This is a genomic window from Yoonia maritima (assembly GCF_043641945.1).
GTDB lineage: Bacteria > Pseudomonadota > Alphaproteobacteria > Rhodobacterales > Rhodobacteraceae > Yoonia > Yoonia maritima_B.
The window spans coordinates 538,909-551,877 of record NZ_JBHZRX010000003.1; the positions used below are offsets into that span (position 1 = coordinate 538,909).

The 12,969-nt window shown below is 54.2% G+C and carries 13 protein-coding genes and 1 tRNA gene; 5 read left to right on the plus strand and 9 right to left on the minus strand.

Annotated elements, in window-relative coordinates; genetic code table 11:
- Positions 1–33 precede the first annotated feature (33 nt).
- Genes thiB through ACHUEV_RS09285 form a run of 3 tightly spaced genes read left to right on the plus strand, consistent with a single transcriptional unit; the run spans position 34 to position 3,207 of the window.
- On the plus strand, positions 34–1,023 hold the full coding sequence (gene thiB, locus ACHUEV_RS09275) for a thiamine ABC transporter substrate binding subunit (RefSeq protein WP_394179157.1): 990 nt from the start codon (positions 34–36) through the stop codon (positions 1,021–1,023).
- On the plus strand, positions 999–2,528 hold the full coding sequence (locus ACHUEV_RS09280) for an ABC transporter permease family protein (protein ID WP_394179158.1): 1,530 nt from the start codon (positions 999–1,001) through the stop codon (positions 2,526–2,528). Before thiB ends, ACHUEV_RS09280 begins: the two co-directional genes overlap by 25 nt.
- A complete protein-coding gene (locus ACHUEV_RS09285) occupies positions 2,515–3,207 on the plus strand; it encodes a thiamine ABC transporter ATP-binding protein (RefSeq protein ID WP_394179160.1) in 693 nt (230 codons plus the stop codon). Before ACHUEV_RS09280 ends, ACHUEV_RS09285 begins: the two co-directional genes overlap by 14 nt.
- Before the next feature lie 83 nt (positions 3,208–3,290).
- Here ACHUEV_RS09285 and ACHUEV_RS09290 read toward each other — a convergent pair whose 3' ends face one another.
- From ACHUEV_RS09290 to petA, 3 genes are read right to left on the minus strand one after another with little or no spacing between them, the layout of a single operon-like run.
- Complete coding sequence (locus ACHUEV_RS09290; protein ID WP_394179162.1) at positions 3,291–4,136, minus strand: cytochrome c1; 846 nt, start codon at positions 4,134–4,136, stop codon at positions 3,291–3,293.
- A 10-nt stretch (positions 4,137–4,146) separates the two neighbouring features.
- On the minus strand, positions 4,147–5,487 hold the full coding sequence (gene petB, locus ACHUEV_RS09295; RefSeq protein ID WP_106358751.1) for a cytochrome b: 1,341 nt from the start codon (positions 5,485–5,487) through the stop codon (positions 4,147–4,149).
- A gap of 12 nt (positions 5,488–5,499) precedes the next feature.
- Positions 5,500–6,060, minus strand: a complete 561-nt coding sequence (gene petA / locus ACHUEV_RS09300) for a ubiquinol-cytochrome c reductase iron-sulfur subunit (RefSeq protein WP_394179165.1) — start codon at positions 6,058–6,060, stop codon at positions 5,500–5,502.
- A 444-nt stretch (positions 6,061–6,504) separates the two neighbouring features.
- Between petA and ACHUEV_RS09305 the strand changes: the two genes are divergently transcribed.
- Positions 6,505–7,149 carry an outer membrane protein gene (locus ACHUEV_RS09305; protein ID WP_394179167.1) on the plus strand — a complete coding sequence of 215 codons (645 nt, stop codon included), beginning with the start codon at positions 6,505–6,507 and terminating at the stop codon, positions 7,147–7,149.
- Here the strand turns inward: ACHUEV_RS09305 and ACHUEV_RS09310 are convergent, their stop codons facing one another.
- From ACHUEV_RS09310 to dapF, 4 genes are read right to left on the minus strand one after another with little or no spacing between them, the layout of a single operon-like run.
- The gene (locus ACHUEV_RS09310; RefSeq protein ID WP_394179169.1) at positions 7,150–7,752 is read right to left on the minus strand and encodes a glutathione S-transferase; all 603 of its coding nucleotides are present in this window, start codon (positions 7,750–7,752) and stop codon (positions 7,150–7,152) included.
- A gap of 19 nt (positions 7,753–7,771) precedes the next feature.
- Positions 7,772–8,404 carry a glutathione S-transferase gene (locus ACHUEV_RS09315; protein WP_394179171.1) on the minus strand — a complete coding sequence of 211 codons (633 nt, stop codon included), beginning with the start codon at positions 8,402–8,404 and terminating at the stop codon, positions 7,772–7,774.
- 5 nt (positions 8,405–8,409) lie between these two features.
- Positions 8,410–9,684, minus strand: a complete 1,275-nt coding sequence (gene mtaB, locus ACHUEV_RS09320) for a tRNA (N(6)-L-threonylcarbamoyladenosine(37)-C(2))-methylthiotransferase MtaB (RefSeq protein WP_394179172.1) — start codon at positions 9,682–9,684, stop codon at positions 8,410–8,412.
- Positions 9,672–10,487, minus strand: coding sequence for a diaminopimelate epimerase (dapF, locus tag ACHUEV_RS09325; RefSeq protein ID WP_394179174.1), 816 nt, complete (start codon positions 10,485–10,487; stop codon positions 9,672–9,674). Before dapF ends, mtaB begins: the two co-directional genes overlap by 13 nt.
- A gap of 93 nt (positions 10,488–10,580) precedes the next feature.
- Between dapF and ACHUEV_RS09330 the strand changes: the two genes are divergently transcribed.
- Positions 10,581–10,656 (plus strand) — tRNA-Lys (locus tag ACHUEV_RS09330).
- A gap of 786 nt (positions 10,657–11,442) precedes the next feature.
- Here the strand turns inward: ACHUEV_RS09330 and ACHUEV_RS09335 are convergent.
- Both ACHUEV_RS09335 and ACHUEV_RS09340 read right to left on the minus strand, forming a co-directional pair.
- A complete protein-coding gene (locus tag ACHUEV_RS09335; RefSeq protein WP_394179176.1) occupies positions 11,443–12,243 on the minus strand; it encodes an ABC transporter permease in 801 nt (266 codons plus the stop codon).
- Positions 12,240–12,968 (minus strand): ABC transporter ATP-binding protein, encoded by a 729-nt coding sequence (locus ACHUEV_RS09340; protein ID WP_394179178.1) that lies wholly within the window; start codon positions 12,966–12,968, stop codon positions 12,240–12,242. The genes ACHUEV_RS09335 and ACHUEV_RS09340 overlap by 4 nt, the downstream gene beginning before the upstream one ends.
- Position 12,969 lies beyond the last annotated feature (1 nt).

A 12,969-nucleotide genomic window follows, 5' to 3' on the forward strand; every position in this document is an offset into this window, starting at 1 on the left:
CCCCCAATCCGCCCGTCGCATTTGGAGGATACGATGCAAAAACCGATCTATCTGCCAGTTGTCGCGGGACTTGCCCTTTGTGCCACAGGCGCAATGGCCGAGACCCCGGTACTGCAAGTTTTGACATACGATAGCTTTGTCAGCGAATGGGGCCCCGGCCCCGCAATCGAAGCAGCGTTCGAAGCCGAGTGTGCCTGCGATCTGGAATTTGTCGGCAGCAGCGATGGTGCTGCCTTGCTGGCCCGTCTTCAGTTAGAAGGCCCACGTACCGAATTTGATGTGGTGTTGGGATTGGATACCAACCTGACCGCAGCCGCCCGTGAAACTGGCCTGTTTGCACCGCACGGTGTGACCGCTGATCTGGATTTGCCGATTGCGTGGACTGATCCTGATTTCTTGCCATTTGACTGGGGCTATTTTGCCTTTGTTGGGAATGCGGATGATACCGCAGCGACGTCGATCCGTGATCTGGCTGACAGTGACCTAAAGATCGTTATCCAAGACCCGCGTTCATCAACGCCCGGCTTGGGTCTGCTGATGTGGGTCAAAGATGCCTACCCGGACGAAGCGGCTGATTTGTGGGCGGCACTATCTGACAACATTGTCACGGTCACCCCGGGTTGGTCCGAAGCCTATGGCATGTTCCTAGATGGCGAAGCTGATGCGGTTCTGTCTTACACAACGTCGCCTGCATACCACTTGATCGCCGAAGAAGACGCCAGCAAAGTTGCTTGGTCGTTTGACGAAGGTCACTACATGCAGGTCGAGGTCGCTGGCAAAGTCGCTGGCACTGATCAGTCAGACTTGGCGGACCAATTCATGGCATTCATCGTTTCTGAAGGGTTCCAATCTGTCATTCCGACAACGAACTGGATGTACCCGGCTGTGACCCCAGAAGCAGGATTGCCCGAAGGGTTTGAAACGCTGATGACCCCCACGGCTTCATTGTTGAAATCACCCGAGGATGCAGCAGCGATCCGGGATGAAGCATTGGAAGAATGGCGCAACGCGCTTTCACAATAAGTCCACGCTGGCCCGGCGCCCTATCTGGGGCGCTGGTACTGGTGTTGACGCTTGGGACGCTTGCAGCGGTTGCGCTGCGGGCGGACTGGGCAAGCGGGCTTAGCCCTGCTGATTGGGCGGCGATCCGGTTTACGGTGACCCAAGCCTTTGTATCCGCATTTATTAGCGTTCTATGCGCCATCCCGGTTGCGCGCGCCCTAGCGCGGCGACGGTTTCGCGGTCGTCAGGCGTTAATCACGCTGTTGGGCGCACCGTTCTTGTTGCCCGTTATCGTCGCGATCGTCGGGTTGCTTGCCGTCTTCGGTCGTGGAGGCATTGTGAACGTCTTTCTAGGGGTTCTAGGTTTCGACCCCATATCCATTTACGGATTTCATGGCGTCGTTCTTGCGCATGTTTTCTTTAATCTGCCGCTCGCCGTGCGGTTCATCTTGCAGGGCTGGCTTGCGATCCCGGCGGAACGGTTCCGCCTAGCCGCGAGTCTGGGTGCACCAGTGGGCCGCTTGCTCGAGATACCAATGCTGGGGGCAATCGTCCCAAGCACGTTCTTGGTGATCTTCTTAATTTGCCTGACCAGCTTTGCGGTCGCGCTAACGCTAGGTGGTGGTCCGAAAAGCACCACAGTTGAATTGGCGATTTATCAGGCGTTGCGTTTTGATTTCGACCTCGGGCGTGCGGCGTTGTTGGCGTGCATCCAATTTGGGCTGTGCGTTGTCGCTGCGGTCTTTGCGTGGCGCGTCACTGGTACCGATGCGATGGGCGCAGGTTTTGACCGCGTGGTTGCGCGTTGGGATTTGAACCGCCCTCTGTTGGACTATGTCGTTATCGGTGCCGCAGCTTTGCTCTTGTTGGTTCCATTGGGGATGGTCGTTCTTCGCGGGTTACCCGGGCTGATGTTGATGCCGGGTACGGTTTGGATCGCTGCCCTACGATCTATCCTTGTTGCAATTGGCTCGGCGACTTTGTGTTGTGCGATGTCTGTCGCGCTCGGCCTTTGGGGTGGACGCGCTGTCGCAGTGATCGGGGTGCTGCCCTTGGCCGCGTCGGGGTTGGTTGTGGGGACGGGGGCGTTCCTGATCGTCTATCCATTTGTTAGCCCCAGCGATGTTGCCTTGATTGTAACGATGCTGGTGAATGCGACGCTCGCCCTGCCCTTTGTGTTACGCGCAATTGGCCCTGCGATTGCAGCGGTCCAAGAAGATTTCGGGCGCTTGGGGGCATCTGTCGGCCTGTCTGGTTGGTCGTGGCTACGTATCGTTGTCTTACCGCGCATTCGCCGCCCGTTGGGTTTCGGTGCCGGTCTATCAGCGGCTTTGTCGATGGGTGATTTAGGCGTAATCACATTGTTCGCGGGCAAGTCCGAAGAAACCCTGCCCCTCGCGATGTATCGTTTGATGGGGGCATATCGCGTGGACGCAGCTGCGGGTGCTGCACTTCTATTGCTGGCGTTAAGCCTGCTGATATTTTGGATTTGTGACCAAGGAGGCCGCAGCGATGCTGATTTGTGACGGGCTAGAACTGCGGCAGGATGACTTTGAATTACGCGCGGATTTACAGTTCGCAGTTGGCAAAGTCACAGGGCTGATTGGCCCATCGGGGGCAGGCAAGTCGACGTTTCTTTCTGCGATTGCTGGATTCTTTGAACCAGCGGCTGGTCGGGTTTTTTGGGACGATATGGAATTGACGCGACTGTCCCCTTCTGATCGGCCTGTCAGTATGTTGTTTCAGGATAACAACCTGTTTCCCCACCTAACCGTCGCGCAAAATGTTGGGTTGGGGCTGCGCCCTAGTCTGCGGTTGTCATCGACGGAGGCGGGTCGAGTCGAAGACGTCTTGGAAAGTGTTGGACTGGCTGGTCTTGGTGCGCGCAAGCCAGCGGCGCTATCTGGTGGTCAGCAAAGCCGCGCGGCGCTTGCCCGTGTGTTACTGGCTGATCGGCCTGTTGTCTTATTGGATGAACCCTTTGCGGCGCTTGGTCCGCGTTTGAAAGATGAGATGCTGGATTTGGTGAAAACGACGCTGGCAGATCAGGGCCGCACCGTGATTATGGTGACCCACGATCCGAACGACGCGAAACGCATCGCCGATGTGGTCGCGATTGTTGCGGATGGAAGCGTTTCAATACCTGTTGCGACTAACGTTTTGTTTGATGATCCGCCCCCGGCATTGGTTGCATATCTTGGATAACATGGGTGAACTAGAGTTCACCTTTGGTCACGAAAAAGGCCCGCCAATTTGGCGGGCCTTTTCTAATTCGGTGACTGGCTTGATCAGTCTTTGTGCTTGTGTGGTGCCCACAGACGTTTGTTTGTGAGGTACAGCAGTACTGACAGCATGATCAGCAGGATTACACCGGACAGGCCAGCTTGCTTACGCGCCATCATCTTAGGCTCGGCTGTCCACATCAGGAATGCGGCAACGTCTTGTGCTTCGTGGTGAATGTCGGCTGAGTGTCCGTCAGCGTATTCAACGTCATCGCCCCAAAGTGGTGGCGCCATGCCGATCCAGCTACCTGGAACCATATGGTGACCGTGGTCATCAATACACTCTTCAGGGAAACCGCCCGCAGCGAACGCAACGTTGTAGTAGCCGTCAAAGTCTTCTGGCGCACATTCAGGTGCGTCATGGTAGCCAGCAAGGATAGACGCGACATATTCAGCGCCACCCATACCTTTGACCAGTTGGTTGATCCCGGAACCCAGAGGGCCGTGGAAACCAGCACGTGATTTTGCCATCAAAGAAAGATCAGGTGCGCCAGCGCCAGTGACCGCAGGGAATTTATCCGCTGGTGTCGCTGCACGGTAGTCTTCGATGGATTCATCATAGACTTCGTAGAATTCAGCGTAGGCACGCATCTGATCTTCGGGCAGCGCAGGGCCACCTTCGTCATGCAGTGTGCGGAATGCGACGAATTCTAGACCGTGACATGCAGAACAGATTTCAGTGTAGACCTGAAGACCGCGCTGAAGCTGCATTTGATCATAGCTACCGAATGGGCCCTCGAACGAAAACGCAAAGTCTTCGATCTCGGTTTCTACTTCGGCGGCGATTACTTGCCCTGTTGTCAGGGCAAGAAGTGTTGCAGCAGTAAGTGTGAGTTTACGGAACATATTCATTGGTCCTTTCTCACTCGGCCGATTTCGCAGAGGCAGACGCCCCAGCTTTCGGCGCGTAGTGCGCGTTAAAGTCGTCTTCGATGGTTGCAGGCTGTGGTAGCGGTTTCTCGATCACGCCAAGAAGTGGCAGAAGAACGAGGAAGTAACCGAACCAGTAAGTCGCTGCGATCAACGAGATGTATGGGTAGATGCCGTCAGTTGGCATTGCGCCGACCCACATCAGAACCAAGAAGTCGAATGCCAGCAGTGCAAACCACCATTTGAACATTGGGCGGTAACGGCCCGAACGAACCGATGATGTATCCAGCCAAGGTGCCAGTGCCATCACAGCGATCGCGCCGAACATGGCCAGAACACCAAAGAATTTCGCGTCGATGATGCCGAAGCTGACAAAGTTGACAAGTTGCACCAGCCACACGTCCGCAGTGAACGCACGCAGGATCGCGTAGAATGGCAGGAAGTACCATTCTGGAACGATGTGCGACGGTGTCGCCAGCGGGTTCGCAGGGATGTAGTTATCCGGGTGGCCAAGGTAGTTTGGCATAAAGCCAACGATCGCCATGAATACTGCCAGAACAACAGCCAGCGCGAACAGGTCTTTGATCACGAAGTATGGCCAGAATGGTAGCGTATCTTTTGCTGCATCTTCTTTGCTTGTGCGGCGAACTTCAACACCAGTTGGGTTGTTGTTGCCTGTAGTGTGGAATGCCCAAACGTGAACAATTGTCAGGCCCAGCAGAACAAATGGCAGCAGGTAGTGCAGCGAGAAGAAGCGGTTCAGCGCAGGCTGACCAACGGCAGATGCACCAAGAAGCCATGTCTGGATTGATTCACCGATGAATGGGATCGCACCGAACAGGCCAGTAATAACCGCTGTACCGTGGAACGACATTTGGCCCCAAGGCAAAACGTAGCCCATAAACGCGGTGCCCATCATCATCAGGTACATCAACATACCGATGATCCAAGTGACCTCGCGTGGTGCTTTGTAAGAACCGTAGTACAGGCCGCGGAAGATGTGCAGGTAAACAGCAACAAAGAACAGTGAAGCGCCGTTTGCGTGGAAGTAGCGGATCATATGACCGCCGTTTACGTCACGCATAATGTGTTCAACCGAAGCGAACGCCAGATCAACGTGAGGCGTATAGTGCATCACCAGAACGATACCGGTGGCGATTTGCAGAACTAGCGTAAACGCCAGAACGATGCCCCAGATCCACATCCAGTTCAGGTTCTTTGGCGTCGGAAGCATCAGAGTGTCATAGACAAGGCCAACGATGGGCAGGCGCGTGTGCAGCCACTTTTCGATGCCAGTCTTGGGTTCGTAATGGTCGTGGGGGATACCAGACATGGTGCGCGCTCCTTAACCGAGTTGAATTGTTGTTTCGTCTACGAAAGACGCAACAGGGATGGGAAGGTTGCGCGGTGCAGGACCTTTGCGGATACGACCGGCAGTGTCGTAGTGTGAACCGTGGCATGGGCAGAACCAGCCGCCAAAGTCACCTGCTTCGCCCAAAGGCACACAGCCAAGGTGCGTACAAACGCCCATTTGAACCAACCAAGTACCATCTTCGGACAGTGCGCGGTTTTCGTCGGTCGCATCTGCATCTGCAACAAGGTTCGCGTTTTCTGCGCCTCGGTCAGGCAGATCGGCAACATCAACTGCGCGTGCTGCTGCGATTTCATCTTCAGTGCGTGACCGAATGAAAACGGGTTTACCTTGCCACAGCACAGTCAACTGCGTGCCTGGCGCTACAGCGCTAATATCGACGCGGATCGACGCAAGCGCCAAAACGTCAGCTGAAGGGTTCATTTGGTTGACCAGTGGCCACACCGCTGCACCTGTAGCAACAACACCAGCCCCGGCGGTTGCGTAGTATATAAAGTCGCGGCGTGTGCCCTGATGATCGTCTGCATGTGACACGGCTTGCATCTCCGATTCTTTGGTTGGGCCGATCGCCCACGGGAAAGACGGACGGATGTTTCCATCAGTCCATTCTGGCGCTGTTTAGCCATGAAAACATGATCCGTCCAGCGGACAATAGGGCGCAGGGTTCATTGAAGTCGTTATTGTTGTGAAACAACCAAGACTTCGTAAACGAGAATCGCGGATTCGGTGGCCACCTTTGCCATTGGGTTTTAGTGCGATCTAACAGCAAATTGATCGCAGTTTTGCGTGATATGATCGGTTTTCCGCCGATTTTCTTAAGTTATCGGACAACTTTGTGACGAGTTAGACACATTTCAATTCGAAAATTTTAAGTTCGCCTTAATGGTACCTTGTTAGTGTGAGATGACAAACATACGGGAACGCTCAACTCCGTCCGTCTAGGGCGGTCACTCACCACTCACGTTCTAGGAAATACTAATGTCACGTGCGATTGCACTTTCTGCCCTGCTATTTGTGGCCCCTTTTGCCGCCTCAGCTGAGATAGAACTTAGCTTTTATGGGGGTGCGCAATCTGCGCCTGCGTCCGACGTTTCGGTGCGCGATCCTCAGATCGGCAACGATGATTTTTCTATTGCGTGGGAAGGTAAGTCTTCTTCGGCGCCGATCTACTATGGCATTCGCGCCACGCGTTGGCAGAATGATGAATTCGGTTATGGCCTCGATTTCGCACATAACAAAGTTTACCCCAAAGAAGGTGAATTGCCTGCAGGTTACGATGTGCTTGAGTTCACAGACGGTCTGAACACTTTGACAGTGAATGCCTATCGCCGTTGGAGTCATGCATTCGGTGATGTGACACCCTATGTTGGCGGTGGTCTTGGCCTCGCCATCCCACATGTCGAAGTCACCAATGGTACGTCAGAGACATTTGGCTATCAGGTCACTGGCCCTGCCGCGACTTGGATTGCTGGTGCGACTTACCCCATTAACGACCAGTGGTCGGTCTTTGGTGAATACAAAGGTACGTATTCTACAAATAAAGCTGATCTTGATACTGGTGGCACGGTTGAAACAGACGTGTTCACCAATGCGGTGAATATGGGTGTTAGCTTTAACTTTTGATTAGACTGGCGCGGTAGCAACCATGCTGTCGCGCTGACTAAACGCTGCGTGCCAATCGGCCAGTGCTTTGTTACCGGTTCGCCAGCCGCGCGCATCATGACGTAAATCCACATATGATAGTGCGCAGGCCACAGCGATTTGCCCGATGTTGAGTGGACCGTTTAGATGGCTCATCCACTTGTTATTCACTGCAATGATACCGCGATTGGCCTTTGCCCACTGCGCTTCGATCCAATCTGATGACCGTTCGTTTTCTGGGCGTAGACGCACCTCATAGGCCATAGCAACCGCTGCCTCCATGATGGCGTCTGCTGTCGCCTCTAGTGTCAGGATTTCCCAAATTCGGGTTTCGGGATACAATGATCCGCCAGCGTGATCGTTCAGAAAACGGGTAATGACGCGGCTATCATAGATCGCAGGCCCGTCATCGCGTAAGAGCGCCGGGATTTTTCCGATAGGGTTTGCTGCAACGATGGTCGGGTCAGATGAAAGGGCGGTTGTGCTAATCGGGACTTCGGTGATTTGGTCGGTTAGCCCAAGTTCGCGGACAACAACGCGCGCCTTACGAACAAATGGCGAAGCACCTGACATCAATAGTTGCATAGCTAACCCCCTTGTTAATTCAGGGGAACAAGACCTGATCCTGGCCGTCTTGCCAAGGCGAATATTTTGTCATGATGCTGGAAAAACGGTCCGACATCAGGAAATCATCAAGCCATTGGGTAAGTGGCCCCAGATCCTGTGCATCAAACCAAGCGCGATCTGTATTGGCGAATTGGCGGACAAATGGCAAAATTGCCATATCAGCGAGGGTCCGTTTGTCGCCCATAAGGAACGGATGCTTTGTCAGCCGATCATTCAACACCCTTAGAAACGCCATCGCCTTTTCGCGTTGTTCAGATTCGTCCAACTCGGGATAGCGCACTGCGTATTTCGTGTGATCTAGTGCCTTCTTAAACGGCCCTTCACAGGTCGCGATCAAATCGAACCCTTCGGCGGGCATATCAAGCCATCCTTCGGGGTCGCATTGGCCCAAGGCCCACATCATAATGTCGCGGCTTTCGTCGATCACGCGGTCAGGTAGCTGCAACACCGGTACGGTGCCCTTTGCAGAGGCTTCCAAAAACGGGGTTGGTTTGTTGCGCAAAACGATCTCGCGCAGTTCGACCGCCTGCCCGCTTGACTGGATCGCAAGGCGTGCGCGCATCGCATAGGGGCACCGCCGAAATGACCAGAGGATTGGAAGGCTTTGCATCAGCGTTACGCGGTCAGCTGAACACCATCGCGTCCAGTGATCTGTGTTGTAACGATCTGGCTTTCGGGTTGGTCCGTTTCGAACTTCACTTCGGTGAACTGTTCCGTCCGACCCATCCGGGGGTTTTCCATCAAGATGTGATGCATCGCGCCGATCTGTGCGTTCAAATGCAAATCAACTTGCACCTGACCTGCTGCCCGTAGACGCGCGGCGCGATCTTTGATCAGTTTTCCGTTGACCTGCGTTGGGATTTTGGCGGCCGGTGTCCCTTCCCGCTTGGAATAAGGAAAGACGTGCAGCCAAGTCAGGTCGCAATCTTTCACCAAATTCAGCGAGTTTTCGAAATGTGCTTCGGTCTCTGTCGGGAAGCCCGCGATGATATCGGCGCCAAAGGTCATATCAGGCCGAAGCTTTCGCGCATCTTCACAGAACTGAATGGCGTCGTCGCGCAGGTGGCGGCGTTTCATCCGTTTTAGGATCATGTCATCGCCATGCTGCAACGACAGGTGTAGATGCGGCATCAGGCGGGGTTCGGTCGCGATCGCTTGCATCAGGTTTTCATCAACTTCGATGCTGTCGATCGAACTGATCCGCAGGCGGCGCAGGTCAGGCACGAGTTTCAGAATACGCATGACAAGATCGCCCAACTTGGGCGCTGCAGGTAAATCTGCGCCCCAGCTGGTCAGGTCAACACCCGTTAGAACGACTTCATTATATCCACGATCGACAAGCCGTTTGATTTGATCAACGACGACGCCAGCAGGCACCGACCGGGAATTGCCGCGACCATATGGAATGATGCAGAAGGTACACCGGTGGTCACAACCGTTTTGCACCTGAACATAGGCGCGGCTACGTGTGCCAAAGCCGTCAATCAAGTGGCCCGCCGTTTCAGTGACCGACATGATGTCGTCGACCTGTACTGGCTCTGTTTGCCCAATCAGATTGGGCGCCATGTTGGCCCAAGTCGCCGGGTTCATCTTTTCGGTATTGCCGATAACGACATCGACCTCGGACATCTTAGCGAATGTGTCGGGTTCGGTCTGCGCGGCGCAGCCCGTCACAATTAGTTTTGCACCGGGATTTTCGCGGCGCAATTTGCGAATGTCTTGGCGGGCTTTGCGCACGGCCTCGGCCGTGACGGCGCAGGTATTCACGATCACCGCGTTTTCGACCCCTGCCGAAGTCGCGAGCTCTTTCATCGCCTCAGCCTCGTAAGCATTTAGCCGGCAACCGTGGTTTGAGAATTTAGGTGCTTTGATATCCATTACAGCCGCCATTGCCCGTCAAAGACATGTGCCGTCGGACCCGTCATCCATACACCGTCATCGCGCCATTCGATATTCAACGTGCCGCCGTCCAGATCAATGCGCACGGATCGCCCAGTGATCCCACGACGCGCAGCCGCCACGGCTGTCGCACAAGAGGACGATCCAGATGCCATCGTAACCCCTACACCGCGTTCCCAGACCCGCATGCGCAGGTGATCCGGCCCTGCAAGGCTCGCGAACTGCACGTTCGTGCGCTCTGGGTATAGCGGATGGTGTTCAATCTCAGCGCCACACGCGGCTAGATCAATCGCTTCAGCATCGTCCACAAAGAACGTGCAGTGCGGGTTACCCATACCAGTTGCGGTGGGTTCTCCGTCAATCGGTAGATGCAGCGTGTCGACGTCACGTGCCAAAGGAACCTCATCCCAGTTCAACTGAGGTTGCCCCATATTTACAGAGGTCAGGCCATTTCCAGCGTCTTTGGCGTAAAGGGCGCCGCGGTCTGTCGTCAGTGTCAGCGAATCGCGTCCCGTTTCATCCATCAAAAACCGCGCAATACAGCGTGTCGCGTTCCCGCAAGCACCCGCTGTCGATCCATCGCTGTTCCAAAACGTCAAATGCACGCCCGAATCCGGCGAATTGGACAGAACAGCAAGCTGATCAAAACCCACTCCACGGTGCCGATCAGCGATTGCGATGGCTAACGTTGCGTCAATTTGCGGGGTGATTCCCCGTTCGTCGACGACAACAAAGTCGTTTCCAAGGCCATGCATCTTCATGAAAGGCAGATATGATTGAGTTTTTGCGGTCATAGCGGCCATATAGTGGAGTCTTTTATACTATTCTAGTCGAGATGACATTTGGGGGTTGACCCTAGCGTGCCACCTTTCTAATTAGCGCCCAGTGGGCCGTTAGCTCAGTTGGTAGAGCAACTGACTTTTAATCAGTAGGTCGATGGTTCGAACCCATCACGGCTCACCACTTTATCCTTATGAAGAATGACAGATAACCCTTCTTTTTTGACACGCATTTTTCCTTTTGTGGGAGCTAACTCTGCTTCGACGCCAGAACGCGGCGTCAGAGTTGAGCCGAATCTTCCCCATAACCCGAACTGCTGTATGTCTTGCTTAGTTGCTGAAAACGGCACGGCGAGAGTCCGATATGTGCCTTCATCGGATTCGATGCTCTTTGATACCGATACCTGCGGAAGCTGTGGCGAATTTAATGACGTTTGCGACCCCATACTTATCGAATCCTACCGCACCGCTGGGATGCAATTCTCACAACTTAGCTCCCTCCATTATACAAACATCCAACGGACAAAATTGTACGTCTTCGTTACCGCCGTGAAATGTCCCCAACAGACCATAGGTATGTTGGGGAACAGTTTACCTTGGAGGACGCGCTAGAACGCAGCCAAACCCAACTGATGTCAGGCAAGAAAGCAACTTTCAGCATTTTCTGCAAATTTTCAGGCGCTGGGTCGCCTAACATGCGCTTTTGAAGTTCTCGGAAACACGCCCCTAGCGAAAACGCCGTTGAGGCCGTTCACAGCGAAATCAAATGCCGCGATGCAGCTTTCCCAAAGCGGACTTCCAGCGCTAAATCTTGTCAGCCAAGCGCCGCGCAAGTGCTGATGATACACCAAGAGGCACACCATCAATGACCTGCACAAGCGCACGGTTGCCATTATTAATCGCAGCGCGCAGCGCGCAGCGCGCAGCACGCCGTTAGTCGCCAATCGGGACATTTGAGTTTTCATATTCACTATCCCCTGCCCGATCCTTTGCGTCCCGTGCCAAACGCGGGATCATAGCCGATGATGCTTCCGCTTAGGAATAGTGTGAAGGATAAGACCACCCAAATCAGGGCGGTTCCGTTGAACTGTTCGTACATCGCAAAACGTATCAGTTCGACCGCATGGGTGAACGGGTTCAGGGCGCAGATGTCGCGTAGCAGTGGTGAACTTTCCGCCATTTTCCAAAGCGGGTAAAGCGCGCTCGACATAAAGAACATTGGGAAGATGACGAAGTTCATGACGCCTGCAAAATTTTCAAGCTGTTTGATGGTAGAGGAAATTAATAGCCCGAGTGCACCCAACATGAGCCCGCTGAGAATGAGAGTTGGAAAAACGTAAACATAGCCCATCGCCGGAAGGGTGATCCCGAACATCGCTGCGATGGCGAGGAATGCGTAGACCTGTAAAATGGACACTGCGACTCCGGCCATAAGTTTGCTAAATAATAGCCACCAACGAGGAAGCGGGCTGGTCAGGAGTAGCCGCATTGACCCCATTTCGCGGTCGTAAACGAGGCTAAGCGATGACTGCATCCCGTTAAAAAGCTGGATCATGCCGCAAAGGCCGGGCACGATGTATACCTCGTATGTGATGTAGGTTTGGTAGGGGGGAATGATCGATAACCCCAATGCCGCGCGGAAACCTGCGGCGAAGACCATCAGCCAAACAAGTGGCCTAACCAGTGCTGCCAAAAACCTTGACCGCTGGTTCACAAAGCGCATCGCCTCGCGCAGGGTGATGGCCCATAGTGAAACAAGATACGGCATCATAGGCTTGGCTCTGGTGTGATGTCGGTCATGTGCATGAATGCATCGATCAAGGTGCCATCTTTGGCGATTTTACGGGCATTGTCGTGGGCAAGGATGCGCCCCTTGTGCAGAACCACCACGTCGTCATTGTCTTGAATTTCGTCAACAAGATGCGTCGCCCAGAACACCAAGAGCCCGTCATCTGCGAGGTCATGCACATGTTGGGTGATTGCTTGCCGCGTTGCGGTGTCTAAGCCGACGGTGGCCTCATCCAGTAGCAATACCTCTGGTTCATGGATAAGGGCGCGGGCGATTTCCATGCGGCGACGGTGACCGCCGTTTAGGCTGCGCGCCTTTTCTTTGGCCCGTTCACGCATCGACAGACGATCAAGCGCGGCGTCGATGTTGCGCTGGGCCGCACGTCCCGAAAGGCCCTGCAACGCGGCAAAATACCTTAAGTTTTGGACAACTGACATATCCAAATCGAGCGTCTGTTGTTGAAACACGACGCCGATCTTGGCCAGTGCGGCACGGGGTTCACGCGCGAGGTCATGTCCGGCGACGCTTATGGTTCCCTGTTTTGTCACAAATAGCCGTGTTAAAAGGGAAAATAGCGTTGATTTGCCCGCGCCATTCGGCCCCAATAGCGCACAAAATCGGCCTTTTTCTAGCTCAAAACTAACGTCATCCAACGCCGTTTTTGAACCGTAGCTGTAGGTCACATTTTGTACGCTTAGGGTGCTCATA